A 24,254-nucleotide genomic window follows, 5' to 3' on the forward strand; every position below is an offset into this window, starting at 1 on the left:
TTCTGACAGAGAGATGACGGTAAGATTACAATTCTGTCATCTTACTATCAAAAAAACGAAAGAGGACTCCACCTGACATTAGGGTGGAGGTGAATTTCGCATCACTGGTTAGCCTCGCTGGTTCTGAATATATTGCTTAATAATATCTAATGGCGCACCACCACAAGAGCTTGCAAAGTAGGAGCGTGACCAAAGCACAGGCTTGGAATAAGCTGCTCTTAAATCGATAAAATCACCCCTCATTCGTCTACTGGTGACTGACTTCAAGTTATTAACCAATTTGCTTAATTGCACCGTTGGCGGGTACTGGATAAGCATGTGGATATGATCTGCCTCACCGTTACATTCTTTTAATTCAGCATCAAAGCTCTTGCATACCTCAGTGACACACTCACTGAAATAATTATGATGCAGCTCACTTAAAACTTTTTTTCGGTACTTAGTGATAAAAACCAAATGAACGTGGAGGTTAAAGGCAGCATGGCGGTTTTTGTATACCTCACTCATTGCAATAAATATCCTTAAATGCTAGTATTATAAGCATAATATCAAATACACACTCATTGATAAAGAATGCATTTATGAAAATCAACAAAGCGTATAAATTTAGGCTTGAGCCTAATGCGGAGCAGGAGATTGTTCTAAATAATCTTGTCGGCTCTGCACGTTTTGTTTGGAATCAAATGCTAGCGATCTCATTTGAGATGTTTGCTAAAGATGAGTTTATCAATGCCACGAACCTCGTTAATAAAATCATGGATCTAAAGAGCAACCCTGATTTCGAGTTCTTAAAAACCAGATCAAACGCTGTCTCTTTACAACAAAAAGTACGTGATCTGGCATCGGCTTGGTCGCGTTTCTTTGATCCTAAAGTACATGCCAGATTGAAAGAAAATAAAAAGAAACCTCGCAAACCCAAGTTCTTTAAACTGGCTGATGGCACAGAAATCCAGCTACGCCCGTTGATGCCAAAATTTAAGCGCAAATCAGATGGGCGTGACTCAATTCGCTTGGTTCAGTTTGACAAATACTGCCGTGTTGAGGGCAATCGAGTAAAACTACCGAATGGCGTGGGCTTGGTGAAGTTTAGAAAATCGCAAGACATCATCGGCACGGTTAAAAATGTCACCATTAGCAAGAAATCGGGGCACTGGTATGTGTCGTTTGGCACAGAGCGCGAACTGGATGAGAACCCACGCCATCCTGCCACAAGCGCCATTGGCTTGGACGTGGGCATCAGCAAACTACTCACCACCTCAAACGGTGAATATATTAAACCTAAGAATAGCTTTAAAGCCAATCAACTCAAACTTGCCAAGCTGCAACGAGGGCTAGCAAAGAAAGTAAAATTCAGTGAGAACTGGAAAAAGCAAAACCGCAAGATTCAAAAACTCCACAGCCACATTGCCAATATCAGACATGACTACTTGCATAAAATCACCACCAGCATCAGCAAAAGCCACGCCATGATTGCTTGTGAAGATTTAAAAGTCGCCAATATGTCAAAATCAGCCAGTGGTACGGTGGAGAACAAAGGTCATCATGTCAAAGCCAAATCAGGATTAAATAAATCCATCCTAGATCAAGGCTGGGGCATGATGGTCAATATGCTTGAGTACAAGCAACAATGGCGCGGTGGGTTACTGATTAAGGTAAACCCACGATACACTAGCCAAACCTGCTCTGAATGCCAGCATATCGCTGTCGATAACAGACAAACTCAGTCAAAATTTGAGTGCGTCAAATGTAGGTATGTTGCGAACGCTGATTTTAATGCGGCTCGTAACATATTAGCGGCAGGACATGCCGTTTTGTCTGCGGAGGGAGGATGCAGTAAAGGTCGCCCGTTGAAACGGAAAATAAGCGACCTTCGTGAGAAAGTCGCCTAAGAGCATCTGCTTTTAGAATCCCCCACTTGAGCTTCGCGAAAGTGGTGGGAGTGTGTCAATTATGGTTTTTAATGTTGTCAGTAATCCTTTAGTATGACATCAGAGCTGATGTTACTTATCGCTACCATATTTATTGATAAAGTATTTTTCAGACTGTAGATGTTGATCTTTGTGTTCAATCTCACAAGCCACTCTCGCATCGATATAACTTTTCATTTGTGAATTTGAGAGCTGAGCATCGTTATGATCCAAGTTTTTTGCAAACTTAGTCACAGCGTCGCAGTTGTTGATGATTGAAGTGCTTAGATCAGTCGTATGCGCATTGGCAGTGGTAGTACCGATAAGTACCGATACCGACAGCAATACTACTTTTTTGAATGAACCGTGAATTTTCATATAAAACCTCTTTTGTAAGTTGTTTACATTGATTACCGATAAAAATAATTCATCGTAGCTAAGTATTGAAACGAGCAGCTATTTATCGTTTATGTAGGTTAGCAAAATAAAACTGACAGTCTGATTACGAGCACATGACATCTTTGTCAGCTACCAGTCAATGTTGTCACCTGTGCTGGTTAGAACGTTAAACAATCATGACCGTATTGAGGAATCACAATGAAAGTACTGCTGGTAGAAGATGAATTGAAGCTTGGCGAGTATATAAAAAAAGGCTTAACCGAAGCTGGGTTTATCGTGGATCATCAGCTAACAGGATTAGATGGATATCATGCATTGATGACGGAAGAATTTAGCGTGATACTGATGGATGTGATGCTACCTGACGTTAGTGGTTTTGAGCTGGTGCGTAATTACCGAGCGGCTGGCAAGCATACGCCCGTGCTATTTCTAACCGCAAAAGATGACTTAAGTGACAAGATAAAGGGGATTGAGATTGGTGGTGATGATTATTTGACCAAACCTTTCGCCTTCGCAGAATTGATCGTTAGGATGAAAAGCTTATTACGACGTGCCAATCAAGCCGACTATCAAAGTACGATTATGCAAATAGCGGATCTCAAGATGGACATTGGCAAGCGTACGGTGCATAGAGGAGATAAGCCTATTAAGCTCACGGCAAAAGAGTTTTCCTTACTACAGTTTTTATTGGAGCGCCGCGGTGAAGTGCTTCCACGCTCAATCATCGCCTCCCAAGTATGGGATATGAACTTTGAAAATGATACCAATGTGATTGATGTGGCGATAAGGCGTCTTCGTATAAAAATAGACGATGATCATGACGCAAAGCTGATTCATACGGTGCGCGGGATGGGCTATCGGTTAGAAGCTGTCGATACAGCGCTTGATAGCAAACCATCTCACGAAGCTGGCAATGTCTAATATGAAATATAGGTTTGATAATCGGCGCTTGCCACTATTATGGCGTACTGTGTTGTTGCTCACGATATTTGTGGTTATATCGCAGGTTATCATTTATATATGGATACAGCGTTCTGTTAAAGGCCATTTTGAGCAAATGGACGCTGAGATTATGACCCATGCGGCTTTTAATCTACGTAAACGAGTGATAGATAGTAGCTCTATAACTTCCCAAACCCTACCAAGCTCTCAAAATTCATTAAATAGTCAACAGCCGCTAAGAGCAGCACCTGACGTAATGCCTGATGGAGATACTTCTACCGCAGCGATATCAGATGAAACTGATCATCAGCATTCTTCTTGGCTAGATTACGATCTAAAAACCATTATCGCTAATAAAGAAGGGCAGATACTGTCTAGTACCCCCAATAACTTTGCTCAAGAGCTAGGGGAAGGGTTTAATCTGTCATCACTGAAACAAGATAATGATAAGCAACAGTTTGTGATGAATATTAACAGCCGATATTATCGAGCAATGGTCATTGAAGACGACAAAATGCTCGCGCTTATCGCATTGCCTATAGATGTGCATCATCAGTATTTATTACAGTTCAATCGTCAGCTTAGTATGATTTTGTTCGCGATTACCTTGTTGCTCGTCTCAGTAGCGGCGCTGGGTGTGTACTGGGGTTTTGCCCCTTTGGCGACCATCGTCCAAAAAATGAAAACAATGAATCCTGACAGATTGGATGATAGAGTCACGGTCAGTGATATGCCGTTAGAGCTACGACCATTAGCAGAATCTTACAACTCAATGATGGCCAAGCTTGAAAGTAACTTTGAGTCTTTGTCACGGTTTTCAGACAATATCGCCCATGAGCTGCGCACTCCAATAGCGACACTCAGCACGCAAACGCAAGTCATGTTAAACAAACCAAGAGCGGGCGATGAATACATTGAGCAGCTACATCATCAGCATGACACGTTAGAGCAGCTGTCGGCCATGATAAATAATATGTTGCTGCTGGCAAAAACCCAAAAAGGATTGAGTGACTCGCAAATCAGTCATGTGGATACGGACAGTTTAATCACCAAGCTCATTGATTACTACGAAATGATTGCAGAAGACCGAGGTATCGCTATTGAAACCAAAGGTGAGTTCAGCGCTGTCTTAGGGGATAAAGGTTTATTACAAAGGCTCTTTGCTAATCTGATATCGAATGCGATTTATTATGCTGCTCAAGATAGCGTTATAACCATTAGTGCAGATAGAGTAAACTCAGATAAGATAGTGGGCACAACGATAACCAGTTTTCAGCAATCAAAACAAGCCGTTTTACGAATCACCATCACCAACCAATTAGATGAGCCGTTGACACAAAGTGAGGCAGATAAGTTGTTTGAGCGCTTCTATCGACATCACAAAACAATAGATCGCCATACAGGAACAGGTTTGGGTCTATCTATCGTACAGTCTATCGTTGGGGCGCATAACGGTAACGTCAGTATTACTATAAAAGACGATGATTACTTTCAAGTAAGTGTCGAGTTATTGGCGGAAGTTTAATCTTTTAGTAGGGCGTGTCCTCATTTTAAAAATGGTGATAAAAATGAGATAAATCGCAGTCAAACAAGGAGAATAGCGCAGATAATATCGAGATATTAGTCAGCTATTTGACACCGTTTGGCAAGATTTAGCCATTTTTAACTCATTTAGATGACTATCGATTGAATTGAGGACACGCCCTAGTCAACAATAGATATTCAATCTGAATAGATAGATTTGGCAAGTAATTGCCTTGAAAACGAGCTAGTAATGACCAAGTAAATGTATGTCTAGTACCCAATATAAAACTAGAAATTGTTAAAAAGCAGTAGGTAGAGCAGTAAGTTGATAACGAGCATAATACTTAAAACACAATCATAAAAACCAATTAGGGAATAACTATGCATATCACGGCTAATTTTGATGCAGGCAACATTGATATTATTAATGCAGATGACAAAAAAGACATTCAATTAGCGATTCGTCCAGATGTTGGCGGCGAGTTTTTTCAATGGTTTAACTTTCGTCTGTCAGGTCAAATAGGAGAGCAGTATGTTCTCAACATTCTGAATGCAGGAGAGGCGTCTTATCTAGAAGGTTGGGAGAACTACCAAGCAGTGGCTTCTTATGATCGTCAGCATTGGTTCCGTCTGCCAACGTCTTATAAAGATGGCAAGTTGACCATCGTGGCAGAGTTAGAGTGTGAGACCATGCAAATTGCGTATTTTGCGCCTTATAGCTATGAGCGTCATCAAGATTTATTGGCCGCTGTGCAAGTGCATCCGCTAGTGACGTTAGAGCATCTGGGTGAAACGCTTGATAAACGTGACTTGACTCTAGTCAAAATCGGGGATGGAGATGCTAGTAAGCGTAATATATGGATTACTGCTCGTCAGCACCCAGGTGAAACGATGGCTGAATGGCTCATTGAAGGTTTGTTGTATAGCTTGTTAGATAGCGATAATGCGACTGGCAAACAGTTGTTAGACAAGGCCAATTTTTATATTGTCCCTAATATGAACCCTGATGGCAGTGTACGTGGTCACTTGCGTACTAACGCTGTCGGAACCAACCTAAACCGTGAATGGCAAAGTCCAAGCTTAGACAAAAGCCCTGAAGTATTTCATGTGATTAATAAAATGGAAGCGACGGGCGTGGATCTATTTTATGATGTGCATGGTGATGAAGCATTGCCATACGTATTCCTCGCTGGTTCACAAGGGACGCCAAGCTATAGTGACCGTCTCGCTGGTCTGCGCGATAGATTTTCAGAGGTATTAAAGCTGGCCAGTGCTGATTTTCAGTCTGAATTTGGCTATGAGATTGATGCACCAGGTGCTGCCAATATGACCGTTGCCACCAATTGGGTAGCAGAGCGTTTTGATTGCCTTGCTAATACGTTAGAGATGCCATTCAAAGACAATGATAATCTGCCCGATGAAGAGATGGGTTGGTCACCCGAGCGTTCTATCAAATTAGGCGAAGCATCACTGATAGCAATGCTAGCTGTCGTGGATGATTTACGATAACTATAGAAAAAAAGCTGCAGAAAATAAAAAGCTGCTAATGATGGCCGAGTGTTTTAGTGGTCATCGTTAGCAGCGTATTTCAAATAATTTCAAATGCATTTAAATTTATACTTTTAATGTCACTTTCTAATATTGATTTTTGATATCGAACTTCAATCAAACATTCTTATAGCTGATTGGTTTTCAAGTGTTTAGTGTGCGGCAACCAGCTTGGCATAAATTTTGCCCAATACTACACCAAATACGAGATGTAGCATAAGAGTGGCGATGGGAATCATAATGCCGCTTGGCATAGATAAACCAAATAAGCCATTGCCCATCATGGGCATAATAGCAATCATCATCATAAACCAACCAATTGCACCTACCATTGCGCCAGTCAGCGTAAAGTTCTTACTTCTATCCGTACCTGCTATCAATGCCATGACGATACCATAGCCGATCGACCCGACCATAAAGTGAGCAATCCAAGCCATTACGTGGCTGCCACCCATCATCGATGCGAGCATCGCAATAATATCTAAATCAGGCATGAGGCCTATTGCACTTTTTAGCATGAGAAGTAGCGACATAACGATGGTCGCGATAAAAGCAGCTATTATTCCAGCCATATATTTGTTCATAGTAGTCATTCCTTTTTTAGGTTTGAATCGTTATTATTTTTTTGACGTTTTTAATTTTGGTGATTATCCAGTCGTAATACATTGGAGGTAGATAGCTGTTTATATGTGCAGTAGAGATACTAAAGGTTATAGGTACTCTTTAAGATTATTGTGTACTACCTGCCAATATTAAAAACCCCAATATGTATCGTTTCTACGATAAAAGGTCTTGAACAGTCATTCAAGTAATTTTGAGTAATCGTTCAATATTACTTGTAACCACAAGCACGCTATGAATGTTCAGTTCGAGAAGAAATGAGGCGGATATAGTAGGCAGAGAGAGAAAAGCGATAAATATAGGCTGGCACGCTATCAGTCATGATGCTGCTAAGAAATTTTGACAGTCACGCATACTTGGTTATTGGCAAGCAAGATGACGGTCATTGGAGGGTATCGCGGAAATTTTGAAACTCTTTAGATTGTTCAAGTAAATCACTGCCCAAATAGCGTAGGTCATCTACTTGTTCAGGTTGTAAATGAAAGGTGGTCGGCATGGCATCGAACTTTGCACGCTCTGTTTTATCTTTGACTTGATCAAAGGTCAATACGGAGAAATGCACTTCTACCTGAGGCGAATTTGTAGGTCGCTGAGCATTTACATGTTCTCCCCATTGTAAAAATTCTTTTTTGGCCAATGAGACAGTTTCGTTATTTAGTGTGCCTAGTGCGACTTCGCTCGCCGCTGAAATGGTATCAAGAAAACTCGGGTCTTTATTTTCTACTGACCACTCATGCTCTGAATAGGTCTGAGCATTGGCTACAACGACCAGTACTTGTTTGACTTGGCGTAATTTCGCAGGACTGAAGGCGCCTGCCATGTTGGGCACATCGCCATATTGGGTCACAGGACTCATCATTGAGCCGCGCACACCTAGATTATCAGTTACCCCACCGTCTACCAAGCGCACTACTGGCATTCGATCTGGCTGCGAATACCTATCTAGTGCGCGAGCTATCGCATAACTACGCGGCAAATGACTGTCTTGATTTAGTGCGTCATTAACCCAAGGCTGCGAGCGCTGCGAACAATCAGAAAAGTTGTGTAGGGCAATAGGGGCAAAGATGCCAGGGACTGAGGAAGACGCCATCACCGCATTGGCAACTGGGTAGCTTGATAAATCCGAACACAAAAAGTCGAACTGCTGCTGAGTAAATGAAAAGGTCATTGCGTTGTTTAGATCACTTGCATTTAGGATAACGTAAGGCAATTTTCCACGGCTCATATCAGCAAAGGTCTTTTGTTGAAATAGACTGTTGTCTAAATTGTCAGCCACCAAATCCCCACGATTGTATTCAGAACTGCTCATCGCTATTAGGCTTTGCGGACGTATCGCAAGTCTAATCAGTCGTGATTGCCAGTCTTCATACAAGAATTCTGGAGCAAACTTCTCAAAAATGTCATCGCCAAATAGTCCGTAATATGCTGCTGTGTAGCTCCCGCCAGATACCGAAGAGATGACATCGACTTCATCTAATAGTCGGCGCTCTACGCCATTGATAGTTACTGGTGTATCACGTAGCTTTTCTAGCACCCCGTAGCTGAGTGCTGCTGCCCGTGTACCACCGCCAGAAAAGGCAAGTACAACAAAAACTTCGTCTGAGTTTTTTGGGAGGTTGTTATGGAAATCATAACGAGCAGTGCTCTTATCTATAATAGGCTTGTTCCAGACTCGTTTTGCGCAACCAGTGAATAACAGCGAGATAACAATGATGATGAATAGAAAAAACGCAAAGCATAATCGAGGTGAAACCATCAGTTTTGAGAGTTTCTGCAGCAGACGATCATAGTAAGTCGGTATGTCTATACGCATGCAAATCACCTCAAAGTTTGTAGAATACGGTGCGCTCTGTACTTTTTACTTGATAACAGAGCAAATCACGTCAGTTTTCGACTTCCATGTCGGTTGTGACTTAACACTTAAGGGCATTAAACTTAAGAGCAGTAAACTTAAGAGCAGGGGCCACCTTCTAAATATGACGTATATAAAACACAGATGATATAGATTGATTTCTTACTAGTATCAGTCACGGTGAGCAATTTAATTACTATGAATAAACCTTAACTGGACGGTAATAGCGAGTCAAGATAAAACTGAGTAACCATTCAAATAGCCCTTCTTTTCATTTTTACATTCGCCAATAGCAGTCCTGATAAGATCAACATCATGGCCAGCATCTTCCACCAAGTCACCACTTCTCCTGTGAGTAGTACTGAGGTCACCATACCGAATACGGGCACCAATAGTGCAAACGGCATAACCTTGGAGGCTGTATTTTGACTGAGTAAGTGTGCCCATAGACCAAAGCCAATTAAGGTTGAGATATAGACGATAAACCCAAGTGAGAGCCAAGACTTGAGTGATGCTTCAGTAAACGTCGCCATCTGCCATGCATCAGTCTCAAATGTAAGAGAAGATATCGTCAACATCACGCAAGCAATGAGACCGCCCCAGACTACCAGCGCTAACGCAGATAGAGCAGAGGCTTTATTTTTTCCAGTGCTAGATGTAGCAACAGATACCCTTGTTCCTTGCTGCATCGCTTTTAGAGCCGTCTGCTCTGACGCTTTTTCTGAGGCCTGTTTTGATGCTTGCTTGGAGGCAATATTACCAAAGCTCCAACCGATGGCAGCTATCAGGATACAGATGAACCCTGCCAAAGGCATATCACCGCCAAGGTTTAGCGCAATCACGCCGAGTCCTAGTACACCGACCAACATACCGACGATTTGCATACGGCTGACTGCTTCGCCCAATATAAAGTATGCTAGCAATACCGTGATAAAAATCTGAATTTGTAGCAGTAGTGCCGTCAGCCCCGGGGATGAACCTAGATGCATCGCTGTAAAGACAAAGGCATACTGCATGACAAATGTACCGATGGCATAAATAAACAAGGTACGGTTGAATTTAGGTGGCTTTAGAAACAAGACCAGTGGCACAGCAGTAAAGAAAAAACGCAGAGCAGTAAGCATCAATGGTGGAAAGCTCTCAAGACCCCACGCAATAAAGGTAAAGTTTACGCCCCAGATAAAGGTAACCAGTACAGCCAATGCAGTATATATAGGGGACATATGAGCTATCCTAGAGAGTTGTTATCCGTTGTCGGAAGTGATTAGATTTGATTGTGTTTGGCTTATACTTGGCTGATATTTAGGCTTAGAATTATAGTCGAAAGGTCACTATATAATAAGGCGGTACTAGCACTATAGTTGATGCAATTTAAAAGTAGTACAAGGCAACCGAATGTAGATGTACATGTGATACTTCAAGCGAGGTTAACGCTGTCATACTTTTATAATGGAATGACTATATAAATTTCTGATTGGTCAGTCTAACGATTGAGCCAATACCTCGAAAACTTTTGAATGACTCATCTGTGCCACATTGAACCGCATAAAGTTTTCAGCATTGTCTGATTGGCTAAAAACGTTGCCCGGCGCCAATACCACACCTTTGGATAAACAGCGATTGGCCAATTCGGTCGCATTATTATTCTTAGGTAATCGGCACCATAGGAACATACCTGCTTGTGGGAGCAGCCACGGTACGATGCCTAATTTAGCCAATCGTGGTAGCGTATGAGTACGCGCGCTTGCCAGCCGAGTATGGATATCATTCATATGCTTACGGTAGCCGCTATCAGTCAACGCTGAGAACACAACTGCCGCTGCTAGCTGACTGCCACCAAAGCCAGTCGCTATCTTTAAATCTACCAAACTCTCAACCCACTCTGTAGGCGCTGCAATATAACCACAGCGTAGGGATGCGGATAACGTTTTAGAAAAACTGCCGATATAGAATACTCGTGATAACCCATCCAAAGCCGCCAATCTCGCCGCAGGCTTGACTTCAAAATCTGCAAAAATATCGTCTTCGATAATGTACAAACCAGCAGTCTGGGCCAACTGTAATACACGGTATGCCGTAGCAGGTGATAACGTTGCGCCCGTAGGATTATGAATGGCAGCATTGGTGATGTACAGGCGCGGCTTATGCTCATCTAAAATCGCTGCAAAGGCCTCTACATCTGGCCCATTTGGCGTATAAGGGACGCCAACTACTTTGACCCGATGGGCAAGCAGCTGTGCTCGAAAGTTAAAGTAGCACGGATCATCGACGACGACCGTATCACCTGGCGTCAGCAAAAATCGAAAAATCAAATCTATCGCTTGAGTGCCCGAATCCGTCAATATGACCTGTGACGGTTCTGCATTGATACTCAATCCTGCCATACGCCGCGTGAGTAATTGGCGTAATGCTAACAGTCCTAGCGGCGTTGCATACTCACTAATAATAGACGCGTCAGCCTTGGCAACATTGCGTAGACCACGGCGTATACCTGCCTCAAACAGCCAATCCGCTGGTAACCAACCGCAGCCTGGCTTTAGTGCACCATCAGGTGGCTCAAGCGACTGCCGCGATACCCACAATGGATCTACCACTCGATCAATTTTTGGTGCTATATCTGTCAATGATAGCGGCGCTGTCGTCTCTGCTACATAAAACCCTGCACCAGGACGGGAGTAGATAATGCCCTCAGTTTGCAGGCGCTCGTAGGCTTCAACCACGGTAGATGGCGAGAACCCATAATCTTTGGCAGCGGCACGGACGGAGGGTAGTCGCGACTCTGGCATGTAGATGACAGTCGCTATTTTCTCTTTTACGTCAGCCATGACAACTTCGATGCGTGTTAGCTTCTTATTCATATTTTTTACAGTTTTTGGTAGGGCGGCTTTTATGAAGGTCTTATCTCAAGGTTACAGCTATGACGATATATGGGTAGGATATCCCAACTGTATGGGTTTTATAGACCAAACAGTTCTGTCTAATTGTACTGTATTGTATATAGATAACCTACTGTGCTTTTGTTTTAATCATTGAACGTAAACGATGTGGAGGTAGGTGTGATTCTATTGTGAACCGCATTAACCTCAGTCAATTCAACGATTGTTCTTCAAAAAGCAGCGATATATGACCACTAAAAAATATAATAAATATCTGGCCTTTGCCTTATGTGTGATAACGACAAGCGTCAATATCCAAGGGCCGCTTTATGCCGTTTACGCACACAATGATGGCTATGGCGTACTAGCAACTACGATAGCGTTTTCCTTTTATGTATTAGGCGTCATACCTGTATTGTTAGCTTTTGGCGGATTGTCTGATCGCATCGGACGGCGCAAGGTGATTTTAATCTCTCTAGCCCTATCGATAGCAGCGACGGCTCTTATGTTGTTTTATCCATATACGCGAGCATTAGCAGTAGCACGATTCGTACTGGGTGTGGGAACGGCTCTGATGGCTGCTACGGCGACGGCCTATATGATTGAGCTGCTTGGTTCATCAGATACGATGCGTGCGACAGCGTGGGTAACGGCCAGTACAACGATAGGTTTTGGTCTTGGCCCTGTATTGACGACAGTTTCTTTGATGCTTTATGAAACCGATCAGCCAGCCAGTTTTTTCTTACTGCTAGCGAGCGGGCTGTTCGCTATGTTTTTGTTATATCAATTACCAGAGACAGCACCTAAACGCACTAATTTGCCCACCTCTATGCTACGGCTACCTTATTTTAACCGTGAAGTCATTTGGTATGGCAGCGGTATTTTGATTTGTTGGGCGACGACAGGATTGGTATTGTCAGTTATTCCCTCAGTACTGGCCACGCATGGCCTCGCTAAGTATGCAGGGGTATCTTCTATGTTAGCCATCAGTTGTGGATTGATCGTTCAGCCAATCGCTCGAAAACTTGACCCTCAAGTTTCAAGCAAGCTTGGTCTTCTGATCTTACTACCAGCTTATGCTTTATTAGCTTGGGGGACGTTGAATGCCAATCTACCAGTCATTCTTTTGGCGGCATTTTTGGCCAGTACTAGTTGCTATGGTTTCGTCTATTTGGGCGGTATGTTAGGAGTCGCACGCTCTGCCGGCAATGAGCAGGCACGTGCAAGTGCAGGCTATTTTCTGATGGCATATATAGGGCTTAGTGTACCCGTCATCTTTACTGGTTTGATTGTGGATCGGTATGGTGCTGCTACTGCGTTCTACGCCTTTGGTGTATTTTCATTAGTTGGTGTGATTTTCTTATTTGCTAGCCAGCCTATATTGAGAACTGGACGTCGTTCGAACGCCAATTTGCATAGCGTGTCTTAAAATAAGATTGATAATGCAGTTTTCTATTCATTGTCTTTTCAATTTTTCATGGTTAGGTTACTTGTCCATTTTGTTATGTGAATTGTTTTAGTTCATTTATTATATCTGACAGGCATGAGTGGTTCTTTGATGTCATTCATAAAGCTCATGTATCTGAATATCTACTACTGCCCAATCCATTCCTTCAAAATCTGGATTATCTTTATGTTTAGTACTATCGGTAGGTAGAGGAATGGCTTCGCCATCTTCTATTAATCCTTTTAGATGGAGCATAATCGCTTCTTTAACATTATTAAAGATATCTGCACGTTCATCGCTGGCTGAATAGCAACCCACTATGTCTGGGATAAATATGCCATAAGCTGTTGTTTCATTGCTTGGTGTAATTGCTATGGGATACTGCATTTAACATTCCTCATGAAGTTTGAACCTAAGTATAACTGGAAATTGCTTAGATAAGGCTCTAAATAACCCCTTAAATATAACTCACTTTCAAAATTATATTGAAAGTGTTTTAGGTGATGGCTACTGTTTGAAGCACAACACTTTCATTACAATGAGCGCTATCACGATGGATAAAATAGAGCAGGTATCCAAAACTGAAAAAATAATTCAAACAAATAATAAGGACGGTTTATGACTCTGAATACCACTAAAACAATTTTAATCACTGGCAGCACAGATGGCATTGGCAAATTGGCAGCGTTAAAACTGGCAGAAGCTGGACACCAAGTGTACTTGCATGGCCGCGATGCTGACAAGCTTGCTAGCGTCATTGCAGAAGTTCGAGCAGTCGCGACAGGCGCAGCAGTAGATAATATTGATGGGTTTGTGGCTGATTTTTCTGATCTAACGGATGTGCTAAAGATGGCAGCAGACGTCAATGAAAAACTGACCAAGCTTGATGTGCTCATAAATAATGCAGGGATTTATACCACGGCATCAGCAATGACGAAAGACGGTTTGGATGTACGTTTCGTAGTCAATTACCTAGCGCCTTATGAGCTGACCAATGCTTTGTTGCCTTTGCTCAAGCAGTCTGATAAAGCGCGTATTGTGAACTTAAGCTCAGCTGCGCAAGCGTCAATATCTTATCAAGCACTTGCAGGTCAAACCCGCCTCGATGATAAAGATGCTTATGCCCAAAGTAAGCTGGCATTAACCATGTGGAGTATGGCATTAGCCGACACAGTCGTTAGCAACGATATCAATGTCATCGCTGTCAACCCAGGCTCGCTGCTGAACACAAAAATGGCCAACGAAGCGTATGGTCAGCATTGGTCATCAGCAGACAAGGGCGCAAATATCCTAACGGAGTTGGCCATCTCGAATGAGTTCGCTAACGATACTGGTAAATACTTTGATAACGATATAACAGATGGCGCACATGGCGATGCAAGAGGGGCGTTTGGACGACCACATGCTGATGCTCTAAACAAAGCAGCCATTGCAGAGCTTGAGCAGCAGACTCAGGCAGTATTACAGTCAGTTTTTGCATAAGGTGCATAAGACTTATATTTAGCAGCATTAATAAATTTCGAACAATTAAACCATTACTAACTATATTTTCAAATTTTATTATTAAAAAATTTTTCATTAAAAACAGGATGCAATATTATGCAAACTATCAAAGCCATTGGTTATCAAAACAATCTACCTATCGATAATGAACAATCGCTACAAGACATCACCCTTGATAAGCCAATTGCTTCAGGCCGAGATATTCTCGTAGAAGTAAAAGCCATATCAGTCAATCCAGTAGATTACAAAATCCGTGAAGGGCGTCCTGCCGCAGAGGGTGAGTATGCTGTCATTGGTTGGGATGCTGCTGGTACTGTGACGGCTGTCGGTGAAGACGTCAGTTTATTCTCAGTAGGCGACAACGTCTATTATGCTGGAGATTTGACCCGTTCAGGCAGCAATGCTGAATATCAGTTGGTCGATGAGCGTATCGTTGGACACATGCCAGCCTCTTTGTCTTTCGCTGAGGCAGCGGCATTACCACTCACGACGATTACAGCTTGGGAGATGTTATTTGATCGTTTACAAGTGCCTGTGTCTGATAGCGCAGCGAATGACAGCGATAGTAGCGAGAATGCTAATAACGTCTCAGTATTGGTCATTGGCGCAGCGGGCGGCGTTGGATCTATCTTAACTCAGTTATTAAAAACAAGAACATCTGCCACGATTATTGGTACAGCTTCGAGAGATGAGAGCGTGCAGTGGCTCAAAGATTTGGGTGCTGATCATGTCATCAATCACCGCAACCCATTGTCTGATGAACTACAAAAAACAGGTATTGCTGAAGTAGATTATGTTGTGAGTCTCAATAATACTGAAGATCATTATGAAGAAATCATTAAATGCTTAAAGCCGCAGGGTAAGCTTGGACTGATTGATGATCCAAAATCATTAGATGCCAACCCTCTTAAAACCAAAAGCTTAAGTCTGCACTGGGAGTTTATGTTTGCACGCTCAATGTTCAATACGCCAGACATGATTGAACAGCATCATTTATTAAATGCGGTGGCAAAATTGATTGATGCAGGCGAGATCAAAACCACGGTCGCTCACAATCTTGGGGCTATCACCGCTGAACATCTACGTAGTGCGCACCAAATGCTAGAAAAACAGCAAGCGCATGGCAAGATTGTATTAGAAGGCTGGTCTGCATAACGCATAACGCCATTTAGATTAATAGGTCCAATGTGACGCTTTTAGCAGACACGTTGGACCTATTTAAATCAATGATAATAACAAATATAGGATAAATAGATGAGCACGCAAGCAAACAAACCACTTACCATCGTCGCCACTATCAAAGCCAAACCTGAGCACGTTGAACAAGTTAAAACTGAGCTGCTTAAACTGACAGCAGCATCACAAGATGATCAAGGTTGTATTCAATATGACTTACATCAAGAAAATGCAAATAGTAACGGTTTCGTGGTTTATGAGATTTGGGAAAACAACGAGTGTCTTCAGCAACATGTACAAAGCCCGCATTTCCAGAGCTATGTACAAGTAACAGATGGGATGGTCGATGAATTTGTCGTCACTGAAATGACAGTTATCTCATAGATTTGATTTATATTCTGCTACTAACAATAAAATGAATGGTTGAAAGTCATGACTGATAAGGTTGACTTTCATGTTTCAAAACAGCGTTTATTGATTTAGATATGAATGGCTTTGAATAAAATATTCAAAGCCATTTACACGCTATTTGTTTGCTATTGATCGATGATTATTCTTGAGCAACGTTCAAAACGATTTTACCGACATGTTTCTTTTCTAAGAAAACCGCTTGAGCAGTATGTATCTCTTTTAATGGAAAGGTACACGCCACGATTGGATTTATTTTACGTTGTTCGATACAGTTAACAAGGTTTTGGAATACTTCAGGCTGTAGTACAGTACAACCGTAAAAGGTTAAGTCTTTTAAATAAAGTGTTCTGATGTCTAGCTCCAGTTATTCATCAACCGCTACTATATTAAATACTCACTTCATCATTACCGATCCATTTGGGACCTATTTCAACCTCAATATCACGTGCGGTAACGGCTTCAGCGCACTCGGAGCATACTGTCACCGGATGCATAATGTGACCACATGCCTTGTGTCTATGTAACAGCGGTGCCCCGCGTTCATCAGCCATGTGTTTATCACCCCAACTGACCAATGCCAGTACGACAGAGTGCAAATCTAATCCACACTCTGTCAGTCTATATTCCTCACGTAGCGGCCGCTGCTGATAGGCGACTTTTTTTAAAATATCGTATTCAACCAATTTACGAAGACGGTTAGATAGGACATGGCGTGTAATGCCCAAGCGTTGCTCAAATACGTCGAATCGTCTGACTCCCAAAAAACAATCACGTAAAATCATGAGCGTCCAACGATCACCAATGACTGCTAAAGTGCGAGCCACCGAGCAAGACTGTTGGTCCAGTTCATCCCAGCGCATAGGTTATCTCCTTTATCTTTAAGCTATAGGTTAGCTTGACAGGGTCCAAAAATAAAGCTATGTTTTTGTTAGTTCTAAAAAGGAACCTATAAGGAAATAGACATGAACAGAGCACCCGTAGCAGTTGTAATCGGCGCAGGCGATGCCACTGGCAGTGCTGTTGCCAGACGTTTTGCGCGAGAAGGTTTTACTTTGTGCGTGACTAGAAGGACTGTTGAGAAGCTAGAGACATTAGTCAGTGATATCGAAGCGGCTGGAGGAGTAGCCAAGCCATTTGGTTGTGATGCGCGTGTAGAACAAGAGATGGTTGAGCTGTTTGCTCATATTGAAAAAGACATTGGGCCGATTGAAGTAGTGGTGTTTAACATCGGGGCAAACGTTCATTTCTCCATCTTAGATACGACAGAAAGGGTCTATCGAAAAGTGTGGGAGATGGGTGCCTTGGCTGGATTTTTGACAGGTAGAGAAGCGGCAAAAGTTATGATTCCACGTGAGAGGGGGACAATTATTTTTACGGGTGCAACAGCGTCTTTACGCGGTAGTAAAGGTTTTTCAGCTTTTGCTAGTGCTAAGTTTGCTCTGCGGGCATTGGCACAGAGTATGGCGCGTGAGTTAGGTCCAAAGGGCATCCATGTCGCACACCCTATCATTGACGGTGCCATTGATACTGATTTTATTCGTGACAACTTTCCTGAGCGCTATGAGCTAAAAGACCAAGACGGTATTTTAAATCCAGAACATATCGCTGAGCAGTATTGGCAGCTGCACTGTCAGCCAAGAGATAGCTGGACGCATGAGCTAGATTTACGCCCATGGATGGAAACTTTTTAATCCTATCTGGTTAATAACCGTCAAAATTTTAATGGATTTTTAATATATTGCAAGGAATGCCAAGATGAGTAAACAAGTAGAGTTTTTCTTTGATGTGGGTAGCCCAGCCAGCTACTTGGCATGGACACAGTTAGCGAGTATCGCGCAGCGTCACAATGCCGAGATCGTTTGGCGACCTATGTTACTTGGCGCAGTGTTCCAAGCCGTTGGTAACACCTCACCAGCTGCCGTACCTGCTAAAGGCGCTTATATGCTCAAAGACCTGAAGCGTTTTTCAGCTATCTATGACGTGCCTTTTCGCTTCAATCCATTTTTCCCAGTCAATACCATGCAGCTTATGCGCGGTGTTACCGCTTATTTGGGGACACCCAAATTTGAGAGTTATTTATCCGCTATCTTTAAGGCGCTATGGGCTGAAAAGTTAAATATGGAATCACCAGAAGTCGTGGCTGAAGTTCTGTCGAAAGTAGGCATTGATGCGACTGATTTTATGGCGCGTATTAGTGAGCCTGAGGTTAAGGCGCGTTTAAAATCTAGTACCGAAGAAGCAGTAGCACGAGGCGTATTTGGGGCACCAAGTTTCTTCGTAAATGATGAAATGTACTTTGGTCAAGACCGTTTGAGCTTTGTTGAAGATGCTTTGAGAGATTAAGATAATTAAAAGTGCTAGCGTATGCTGATTGATCAAGCATTCATACGCCAGCACTTTGACACTTGTATTTTGCTAACGGACTTAGCAAAATATAATACTTTTTATTTAATAGTACGTATTTACCACTTCATTTCACCTGTATTTACTTTACTGCCTATTTGTAAATTAGTATCTCCAGATAACGCAGGATAAGCTGCTTCCATGGTAGAAATCACTTTTTCTGATTGCTTAGAGTCTTGCTTTTTTGCCTCATCCAGTGCTTGCTCAAAGGTTTTCAAGTAACTGAGGGTGAAATCAACAGCATAGTCTTTTTTGAGTAGGTTGCCCGAATAGTGACCTGGTATCACAAGGTTTGGCTTTAATTGCTTCATTTGTTCCAATGATTGCATCCACTCGCTACGAGCTTCTTTAGTTTGGGTATCAGCAGTCCATACATGCATACCTGATGTTACCGACACACCGCCGAAAACGGTTTTTGACTCTGGTACCCACATATATGCTTGATGGGCTCCCATCTCCTTGATTTCAATTTTGTGACCTTCTAGGGTCAGTGTAGACTGATCAAGGGTTTGCGGTACTGTGATCTTGGTAGGCGCATGCTTGCCAAGGATTGGACCCCAATGCTTTAATTTTGCATCTTTAGTCGCCTCAATGTGCTCAATAATCGAAGGGCTAGACATAATCTTCACATTAGGGAAGGCTTTGACTAAAGGCTGAAGACCGAAATAATAATCTGGATCGCCTGCCGTGATATAAATCATTTTTAGGTCTTTATTACTTTTTTTGATCATATCAACCAAAGCTTCACCGTCTTTGACACTAAACTGTGCATCGAACAAAATAGCATCTTTCTCGCCACTTGCCAGCACAGAAACCACTGGGAAAATAGCATTTTGATCAGGTTTATATGCTTGTAATTGTAGATCGGCTGCGTTTGTTTGGGTTGCAAGCAGTAGCACACTGGCCGCCATAGAAGCTGTCATTAATTTTTTCATAATTCACCTTTATTTTCATTTGAGTAAATAGACCGCGTTAATGGCGGCATTCGTTGTTAGTAGCTATTCTATTCGATTGTATTTCGTTTAAATACTCTATAATTCGGTATTTACTGTTTCAGTTTTCGCGCAAATAAGGATGAAGAGATGGATAGGCTGACCGCGTTGCAGGTGTTTGTCACGATCGTTGAACAAGGTAGCTTGAGCCGTGCCGCGGACAATTTAGACATGTCTAGAGCTAAGGTAACGCGCTATCTGACAGAGCTTGAGAGCTGGATGGATATGCGCTTATTACATCGCACGACCCGAAGTCTGAGCCTCACTGCACCTGGTGAACAGACTCTTGAGGTGGCGTACCAGTTGCTTGGATTGACCGACTCGTTGGATCAGATACGCAATCAAAACACTTTGGAGCTAAAAGGTCAGCTGCGAATCACTGCCAGCTTTTCGCTGATTGATAGCCTTTTGATGGATGTGGTTGGTCGCTTTGTATCTCACTGGCCGCAAACAGCAATTGATATTCTTACCACTGATGACTCGGTCAATTTAGTTGATGCTCGTATTGACTTAGCGATTCGTATCACCAATGACTTGGAGCCAAATGTCGTTGCCAGACGTATCGGTGAGTGCCACTCTATCGTATGCGCTGCACCTGAATATTTACAAAGGCGTGGCAGACCTACAGATGTACAGTCGCTTGTACATCACAACTGTCTATCATTTGCGTATTTTGGACGGTCGGCATGGGTGTTTGATGGGCCAAATGGTCCAGAGTCTGTTCCTATCTCTGGCAATATCAGCGCCAATATCTCTGAAGTCTTGCTCTCTGCCACGTTGCGTGGACATGGGATTAGTTTACAGCCATCTGGCGCAGTCAAATCTTTGATTGCATCTGGACAACTTATTGAGTTATTGCCTGAATGGAAACCCAAAACCTTGGGTGTTTATGTGGTTTATGCTAATCGAAAGCAGGTGACACCACTACAAAGAAAGTTTATTGATTTTCTTGCCGAAGAAATAAAGCGTTCGCCTTATTGGTAGCAAGTAATGGATAGATCGGAATGTTTGTTTATACTATTTTAAAAATAATAAAGTAGATTAATAAGAAATATTATTAAAAAACGTCATAAAATCTATAGCAAAAACTCAAACGGTCAATAGCAACGTTACAATGATGCTTATTGACCATTTGATAATGTCTAGACTTTGCTATATACCCAATATGGGACGGCCAAGCCTGCTAAAAGGATTGTTGGTCTTTTATATAGTCGCTATATCGTTGGGAGCTATCGCTATAAATATTTGAGGATAGTAATGTGCTTATTACTATGTTTGAATTTAGCAAAAGCACGCATTAAAGGATACAGTAAAATGCTCAGTGCAATCGCAATGAACCAAAGTGTACTAACGGCATTTACACCAAAATATTCCCCATGCGTCATACCGAACTGTTGAACGGCAAATACATACAGCAGTTTCAATACATAGAGATGTACGATATAAAAAAACATTGGCACAGAACCAATGACTACCAGTGGTTTTATCCATAATTTGGTTTCAATTTTTTGGAGCATCACTAATAAGATCAGTCCTATACCCACATTCCACAATATAAAGAGTAACGATGGTGGATATTTGGTGAGATTCATAAAGCTCATGAAGGTTTCACTCAGAGTCGGCATCATCAGCCATGCTTGATCACCGTATACATTGGCCAGCCGCAGTACCACAAATAACGCGATACTCACCATGCCAAATGTAAATAACGTACGATTTCTCTTTTGCACAGACGTAGAGTCACCGAACACAGATGTACCGATACAATAGCCTAGTATGATAACGCCAATCCAAGGCAGTACAGGATAAGAGGTTCTAAAACGAATCACCTCACCAAACTCAATCCAGCCGCGTTCATGAAGTATCAGCCACAGTTGATGCATAATAGGAATGTCGGCAAAGGAGACGGTATCTAATAAATTGTGCCCAAATATAATTATTAAGCTCAGTAGCCACAGCCATTTCTTAGGCAGACCAATAACTGCTGAGAGCGCAATCATACTGAAGCCAATCGCCCATATCACTTGGAGGTAAACTACATCAGGTGGAAATTGTGCTGTCCAAGCAAAGTTAATTACAATCAGCTCCAAAAACACCAAAAAAAGCCCGCGTTTGATTAAAAATTCGCGGGTTATTTGAATACTATTGTGTTTGTGTTGGTACAAATAAGCAGACAGTCCCGTCAGTAACACAAAAACAGGCGCACATAAATGGGCAATCATTCGGCTGAAAAACAGGGGTTCATCCGTTCCTGGTATCAGCATTGGATCAGGAACTTGATGGTGTAAGTAAAAGGTCTCTCGAACATGATCCACCATCATGATGAGCATCACAAGCCCTCGAAGTGCGTCAATCGCTTGTAACCGTTGAAAAGGTGTCGCCATACAATAGCCTTTGTATAGTTAAAATGAAACATTATAACATATCAATTATAAGCTATTACTGATTTAAGTACGCATTTTCGTAGAGGTACTCAGTCATTTAGATACTCATGCTTGTCTTAACCTTTTATGCTGTGTTTGATCTAACGATAGCGTACCGCTGTTAAAACGGCGCGAAATTATCAGGCTGGCTGTGCGTAGCAGTCCAACGTTGATTGGCATCAATATGACTATTAAGCCCAACTCCTCGTGGTACTTGCATATTATCGCCATACAGCCAAAGCACCATATTGGTACGTTTGCCACTGGTGATTGGATGTGCGGCGTGCGGCACAGAGCCTCTATGAATAATCGCCATACCAGGTTTAAAGATGGCACGTTTGGTTTGCCTTAAATGGCGATCGACAAAGTCAACTTCTGATCCAGTAAAGTCTTCGCCTGGCAGATTTAGGTTAATATTCATAGTCACCGCTGAAGCATCAGTATGAAGTTGTAGCGACGTGTCGCCTGTCGGCTGGTATTGAATAGAGAACCCAAAGGTCTGAGTGTCATAGCCATAAACATTGGCAAATAATAACCGAGCGATAGGGCGCATATATTGATTCATGACTTTATGATAAAACGCCTGAAAATTAGGGGTGGCCAGATAGCCTAGTGAGCGCGCATCTAGCATGGCGCCATTACTGTTCAAGGCAATACCGTAAGGAGGACGTATTGGGATATTAGCGTCTGCGATTGCTTGCAGATAACGGCGCAGCGTTGATAGTTGTGCTGGGTCAAAGAGTTGCCCCTGATATACGTCAGGTAGTATCTCTTGCCATAAATTTTTAACAGCCATCTCCGTAGAAGGAGTGCGCCATGCTTGCGTCACTGCATCACGTAGAGTTGGATCAAATAATGAGTCATCAAGTACAGGCAAGTCATGCTCAGTGGTTTCCCACTCTGCCCATGCTTGCTCTAATAACTGGCTGTTTTGATGCCAGAAATGCTCTACCGATGGTGCACGTCTAAGCATGTTTGATTTTGAAGGTAGTGGTAAGTTGCGTGCTTGCTGTAGTGCGCTTTGTTGATTATCTCCATCATGGTAGCTAGGGTATTGAGTATCCTGTGTGCTTGTAGGCCGTATTATAGTATCCATCGTGTATCTCCAAATGTGTGAGTAAACCTTATAGGTGCATGCTACTATAATTAATGATTTTGATAATCAGCAGGTTTAGAGAAACAGTTTCAATAATTTTTATATAATGATGAGGCTAGCAGCAGCAAGCGATGGTGGTTGCTAAGTTAGACGCTAATTGAACGAAGGCATGACGATGAAAAATTTGCAGGATTTACGTATTTTTATTGAGACCGCTCGCTTAGGTAGCCTATCTGCCTGTGCTCGGCACTTAGATCTGTCGCCTGCAGTTGTGAGTGCAGCGGTCAAGCGATTAGAAGCGGAAATTGAGACGGTATTATTTGTTCGCTCTACTCGTAGGCTGCGTTTGACCAGTAAAGGTGAGCAATATTTAAAGCATTGCCGAGATGCGGTGGCTATCTTAGACAATGCTTATGCAGGACTACATGACAATGATGCTGAGCTGACGGGTACCATTCGGCTGTCGGCATCATCAGATTTGGGACGAAACCTAATTTTGCCTTGGTTGGACGATTTTATAGATATTCACCCAAAAGTGACGGTGCAGCTACATATGTCAGACAGCTATGTGGACTTGTACGGTCAACAGATTGATTTGGCACTACGTTATGGCGCACCCAAAGATTCATCACTGGTCGCATTACCCATAGTGTTGAATAATCGCCCTATACTGTGTGCGTCAAAGGAGTATTTGAGCAAAATTGATAAGGGTATCGGTATCCCAAAAATGCCGGAAGATTTATCGCAGCATAACTGTTTACGTTTGGGGCATGATGAAAAGTATTTGAGCGAGTGGACTTTTGAGAAAGCCGGAAAGACTAAACGTGTGGCCGTGGATGGCAATCGCAGAAGTAAAGACGGTGACGTTGTACGCCGCTGGGCAGTGGCGGGTAAAGGCATCGCCTTAAAGTCTCAGTTAGATATAGCCGGCGATTTAAAGGCAGGGAGACTTGTTGAGGTAGAGTTGGACGGCTGGCAAGTGGCCAACTATCCATTATATTTGATTTGTCCAGAACGGCGCTTAATCGATCCATTGTTTAATGCGGTCAAAGAATACTTGATTGAACGGGTAGAGCAGGTATTAAGGTAAAATGAAAACTGATGGTTACCCTGTTTGATCAGACGAGCAAGACA

Annotated in this window: 24 protein-coding genes; 12 read left to right on the forward strand and 12 right to left on the reverse strand. The window is 42.5% G+C overall.

The genetic code is table 11. The features are described from left to right. Positions 1–108: 108 nt before the first annotated feature. Positions 109–507, reverse strand: coding sequence for an IS200/IS605 family transposase (gene tnpA / locus IEE84_RS06435; protein WP_191115292.1), 399 nt, complete (start codon positions 505–507; stop codon positions 109–111). 74 nt (positions 508–581) lie between these two features. Between tnpA and IEE84_RS06440 the strand changes: the two genes are divergently transcribed. Beyond that, positions 582–1,889, forward strand: a complete 1,308-nt coding sequence (locus IEE84_RS06440) for an RNA-guided endonuclease InsQ/TnpB family protein (protein WP_191115293.1) — start codon at positions 582–584, stop codon at positions 1,887–1,889. Positions 1,890–2,000: 111 nt separating this feature from the next. Here IEE84_RS06440 and IEE84_RS06445 read toward each other — a convergent pair whose 3' ends face one another. Next, positions 2,001–2,285 carry a hypothetical protein gene (locus IEE84_RS06445; protein ID WP_191115294.1) on the reverse strand — a complete coding sequence of 95 codons (285 nt, stop codon included), beginning with the start codon at positions 2,283–2,285 and terminating at the stop codon, positions 2,001–2,003. Between the two features lie 219 nt (positions 2,286–2,504). Here IEE84_RS06445 and IEE84_RS06450 point away from each other — a divergent pair, with 219 nt between their 5' ends. From IEE84_RS06450 to IEE84_RS06460, 3 genes are all read left to right on the forward strand, one after another. Continuing rightward, complete coding sequence (locus IEE84_RS06450) at positions 2,505–3,227, forward strand: heavy metal response regulator transcription factor (RefSeq protein ID WP_057760064.1); 723 nt, start codon at positions 2,505–2,507, stop codon at positions 3,225–3,227. A 1-nt stretch (position 3,228) separates the two neighbouring features. Then, positions 3,229–4,773, forward strand: coding sequence for an ATP-binding protein (locus IEE84_RS06455; RefSeq protein WP_191115402.1), 1,545 nt, complete (start codon positions 3,229–3,231; stop codon positions 4,771–4,773). Positions 4,774–5,153: 380 nt separating this feature from the next. After that, the gene (locus IEE84_RS06460) at positions 5,154–6,281 is read left to right on the forward strand and encodes a M14 family metallopeptidase (RefSeq protein WP_191115295.1); all 1,128 of its coding nucleotides are present in this window, start codon (positions 5,154–5,156) and stop codon (positions 6,279–6,281) included. Between the two features lie 191 nt (positions 6,282–6,472). Here IEE84_RS06460 and IEE84_RS06465 read toward each other — a convergent pair whose 3' ends face one another. The 4 genes from IEE84_RS06465 to IEE84_RS06480 all read right to left on the reverse strand — a co-directional run bounded on the left by IEE84_RS06465 (position 6,473) and on the right by IEE84_RS06480 (position 11,651). Beyond that, positions 6,473–6,904 (reverse strand): DUF6789 family protein, encoded by a 432-nt coding sequence (locus tag IEE84_RS06465; RefSeq protein WP_224737940.1) that lies wholly within the window; start codon positions 6,902–6,904, stop codon positions 6,473–6,475. A gap of 419 nt (positions 6,905–7,323) precedes the next feature. Then, positions 7,324–8,754: a patatin-like phospholipase family protein gene (locus IEE84_RS06470; RefSeq protein WP_224737943.1), complete on the reverse strand. Its 1,431-nt coding sequence runs from the start codon at positions 8,752–8,754 to the stop codon at positions 7,324–7,326. Between the two features lie 293 nt (positions 8,755–9,047). Next, a complete protein-coding gene (locus IEE84_RS06475) occupies positions 9,048–10,016 on the reverse strand; it encodes an EamA family transporter (RefSeq protein ID WP_191115297.1) in 969 nt (322 codons plus the stop codon). 255 nt (positions 10,017–10,271) lie between these two features. Then, positions 10,272–11,651, reverse strand: coding sequence for an aminotransferase-like domain-containing protein (locus IEE84_RS06480; RefSeq protein ID WP_191115298.1), 1,380 nt, complete (start codon positions 11,649–11,651; stop codon positions 10,272–10,274). A 265-nt stretch (positions 11,652–11,916) separates the two neighbouring features. Between IEE84_RS06480 and IEE84_RS06485 the strand changes: the two genes are divergently transcribed. Continuing rightward, a complete protein-coding gene (locus IEE84_RS06485; RefSeq protein ID WP_191115299.1) occupies positions 11,917–13,098 on the forward strand; it encodes an MFS transporter in 1,182 nt (393 codons plus the stop codon). 132 nt (positions 13,099–13,230) lie between these two features. Here IEE84_RS06485 and IEE84_RS06490 read toward each other — a convergent pair whose 3' ends face one another. After that, on the reverse strand, positions 13,231–13,503 hold the full coding sequence (locus IEE84_RS06490) for a type II toxin-antitoxin system HicB family antitoxin (RefSeq protein WP_191115300.1): 273 nt from the start codon (positions 13,501–13,503) through the stop codon (positions 13,231–13,233). Between the two features lie 231 nt (positions 13,504–13,734). On the opposite strand from IEE84_RS06490, the gene IEE84_RS06495 reads away from it, so the two are divergent. The 3 genes from IEE84_RS06495 to IEE84_RS06505 all read left to right on the forward strand — a co-directional run bounded on the left by IEE84_RS06495 (position 13,735) and on the right by IEE84_RS06505 (position 16,179). Beyond that, entirely contained in the window at positions 13,735–14,598 is an 864-nt protein-coding gene (locus IEE84_RS06495; RefSeq protein WP_191115301.1) for an SDR family NAD(P)-dependent oxidoreductase, read from the forward strand. A 126-nt stretch (positions 14,599–14,724) separates the two neighbouring features. Further along, a complete protein-coding gene (locus IEE84_RS06500) occupies positions 14,725–15,774 on the forward strand; it encodes a zinc-binding alcohol dehydrogenase family protein (RefSeq protein ID WP_191115404.1) in 1,050 nt (349 codons plus the stop codon). A 99-nt stretch (positions 15,775–15,873) separates the two neighbouring features. Next, entirely contained in the window at positions 15,874–16,179 is a 306-nt protein-coding gene (locus IEE84_RS06505) for a putative quinol monooxygenase (protein WP_191115302.1), read from the forward strand. A gap of 166 nt (positions 16,180–16,345) precedes the next feature. Here the strand turns inward: IEE84_RS06505 and IEE84_RS13255 are convergent, their stop codons facing one another. Continuing rightward, positions 16,346–16,570: a zinc-binding dehydrogenase gene (locus IEE84_RS13255; protein ID WP_191115405.1), complete on the reverse strand. Its 225-nt coding sequence runs from the start codon at positions 16,568–16,570 to the stop codon at positions 16,346–16,348. Positions 16,571–16,592: 22 nt separating this feature from the next. After that, the gene (locus IEE84_RS06515; RefSeq protein ID WP_191115303.1) at positions 16,593–17,066 is read right to left on the reverse strand and encodes a winged helix-turn-helix transcriptional regulator; all 474 of its coding nucleotides are present in this window, start codon (positions 17,064–17,066) and stop codon (positions 16,593–16,595) included. A 102-nt stretch (positions 17,067–17,168) separates the two neighbouring features. On the opposite strand from IEE84_RS06515, the gene IEE84_RS06520 reads away from it, so the two are divergent. Both IEE84_RS06520 and IEE84_RS06525 read left to right on the forward strand, forming a co-directional pair. Next, positions 17,169–17,897 carry an SDR family oxidoreductase gene (locus IEE84_RS06520; protein WP_191115304.1) on the forward strand — a complete coding sequence of 243 codons (729 nt, stop codon included), beginning with the start codon at positions 17,169–17,171 and terminating at the stop codon, positions 17,895–17,897. 64 nt (positions 17,898–17,961) lie between these two features. Next, positions 17,962–18,549 carry a 2-hydroxychromene-2-carboxylate isomerase gene (locus IEE84_RS06525; protein WP_191115305.1) on the forward strand — a complete coding sequence of 196 codons (588 nt, stop codon included), beginning with the start codon at positions 17,962–17,964 and terminating at the stop codon, positions 18,547–18,549. A gap of 119 nt (positions 18,550–18,668) precedes the next feature. Here the strand turns inward: IEE84_RS06525 and IEE84_RS06530 are convergent, their stop codons facing one another. Next, positions 18,669–19,544, reverse strand: a complete 876-nt coding sequence (locus IEE84_RS06530) for an MBL fold metallo-hydrolase (RefSeq protein WP_191115306.1) — start codon at positions 19,542–19,544, stop codon at positions 18,669–18,671. A gap of 147 nt (positions 19,545–19,691) precedes the next feature. On the opposite strand from IEE84_RS06530, the gene IEE84_RS06535 reads away from it, so the two are divergent. Further along, the gene (locus tag IEE84_RS06535) at positions 19,692–20,585 is read left to right on the forward strand and encodes a LysR family transcriptional regulator (RefSeq protein WP_191115307.1); all 894 of its coding nucleotides are present in this window, start codon (positions 19,692–19,694) and stop codon (positions 20,583–20,585) included. A 251-nt stretch (positions 20,586–20,836) separates the two neighbouring features. Here the strand turns inward: IEE84_RS06535 and IEE84_RS06540 are convergent, their stop codons facing one another. Beyond that, positions 20,837–21,985: an acetyltransferase domain-containing protein gene (locus tag IEE84_RS06540; protein WP_191115308.1), complete on the reverse strand. Its 1,149-nt coding sequence runs from the start codon at positions 21,983–21,985 to the stop codon at positions 20,837–20,839. 160 nt (positions 21,986–22,145) lie between these two features. After that, entirely contained in the window at positions 22,146–23,120 is a 975-nt protein-coding gene (locus tag IEE84_RS06545; protein ID WP_224737946.1) for a 2OG-Fe(II) oxygenase family protein, read from the reverse strand. 175 nt (positions 23,121–23,295) lie between these two features. Between IEE84_RS06545 and IEE84_RS06550 the strand changes: the two genes are divergently transcribed. Then, positions 23,296–24,210: a LysR family transcriptional regulator gene (locus IEE84_RS06550; protein ID WP_191115309.1), complete on the forward strand. Its 915-nt coding sequence runs from the start codon at positions 23,296–23,298 to the stop codon at positions 24,208–24,210. Positions 24,211–24,254 lie beyond the last annotated feature (44 nt).

The sequence above is a fragment of the Psychrobacter sp. 28M-43 genome, from assembly GCF_014770435.1.
GTDB lineage: Bacteria > Pseudomonadota > Gammaproteobacteria > Pseudomonadales > Moraxellaceae > Psychrobacter.

Excerpts from the sequence above, each read along its gene's own strand:
- IEE84_RS06545 (WP_224737946.1), bottom strand. The coding sequence starts at position 23,120 with ATGGATACTATAATACGGCCTACAAGCACACAGGATACTCAATACCCT.
- IEE84_RS06550 (WP_191115309.1), top strand. The coding sequence starts at position 23,296 with ATGAAAAATTTGCAGGATTTACGTATTTTTATTGAGACCGCTCGCTTA.
- IEE84_RS06525 (WP_191115305.1), top strand. The coding sequence starts at position 17,962 with ATGAGTAAACAAGTAGAGTTTTTCTTTGATGTGGGTAGCCCAGCCAGC.
- IEE84_RS06535 (WP_191115307.1), top strand. The coding sequence starts at position 19,692 with ATGGATAGGCTGACCGCGTTGCAGGTGTTTGTCACGATCGTTGAACAA.
- IEE84_RS06445 (WP_191115294.1), bottom strand. The coding sequence starts at position 2,285 with ATGAAAATTCACGGTTCATTCAAAAAAGTAGTATTGCTGTCGGTATCG.
- IEE84_RS06495 (WP_191115301.1), top strand. The coding sequence starts at position 13,735 with ATGACTCTGAATACCACTAAAACAATTTTAATCACTGGCAGCACAGAT.
- IEE84_RS06530 (WP_191115306.1), bottom strand. The coding sequence starts at position 19,544 with ATGAAAAAATTAATGACAGCTTCTATGGCGGCCAGTGTGCTACTGCTT.
- IEE84_RS06440 (WP_191115293.1), top strand. The coding sequence starts at position 582 with ATGAAAATCAACAAAGCGTATAAATTTAGGCTTGAGCCTAATGCGGAG.
- IEE84_RS06455 (WP_191115402.1), top strand. The coding sequence starts at position 3,229 with ATGAAATATAGGTTTGATAATCGGCGCTTGCCACTATTATGGCGTACT.
- IEE84_RS06490 (WP_191115300.1), bottom strand. The coding sequence starts at position 13,503 with ATGCAGTATCCCATAGCAATTACACCAAGCAATGAAACAACAGCTTAT.
- IEE84_RS06470 (WP_224737943.1), bottom strand. The coding sequence starts at position 8,754 with ATGCGTATAGACATACCGACTTACTATGATCGTCTGCTGCAGAAACTC.
- IEE84_RS06520 (WP_191115304.1), top strand. The coding sequence starts at position 17,169 with ATGAACAGAGCACCCGTAGCAGTTGTAATCGGCGCAGGCGATGCCACT.
- IEE84_RS06540 (WP_191115308.1), bottom strand. The coding sequence starts at position 21,985 with ATGGCGACACCTTTTCAACGGTTACAAGCGATTGACGCACTTCGAGGG.
- IEE84_RS06460 (WP_191115295.1), top strand. The coding sequence starts at position 5,154 with ATGCATATCACGGCTAATTTTGATGCAGGCAACATTGATATTATTAAT.
- IEE84_RS06465 (WP_224737940.1), bottom strand. The coding sequence starts at position 6,904 with ATGAACAAATATATGGCTGGAATAATAGCTGCTTTTATCGCGACCATC.
- IEE84_RS06485 (WP_191115299.1), top strand. The coding sequence starts at position 11,917 with ATGACCACTAAAAAATATAATAAATATCTGGCCTTTGCCTTATGTGTG.
- IEE84_RS06475 (WP_191115297.1), bottom strand. The coding sequence starts at position 10,016 with ATGTCCCCTATATATACTGCATTGGCTGTACTGGTTACCTTTATCTGG.
- IEE84_RS06480 (WP_191115298.1), bottom strand. The coding sequence starts at position 11,651 with ATGAATAAGAAGCTAACACGCATCGAAGTTGTCATGGCTGACGTAAAA.
- IEE84_RS06515 (WP_191115303.1), bottom strand. The coding sequence starts at position 17,066 with ATGCGCTGGGATGAACTGGACCAACAGTCTTGCTCGGTGGCTCGCACT.
- IEE84_RS06450 (WP_057760064.1), top strand. The coding sequence starts at position 2,505 with ATGAAAGTACTGCTGGTAGAAGATGAATTGAAGCTTGGCGAGTATATA.
- tnpA (WP_191115292.1), bottom strand. The coding sequence starts at position 507 with ATGAGTGAGGTATACAAAAACCGCCATGCTGCCTTTAACCTCCACGTT.
- IEE84_RS06505 (WP_191115302.1), top strand. The coding sequence starts at position 15,874 with ATGAGCACGCAAGCAAACAAACCACTTACCATCGTCGCCACTATCAAA.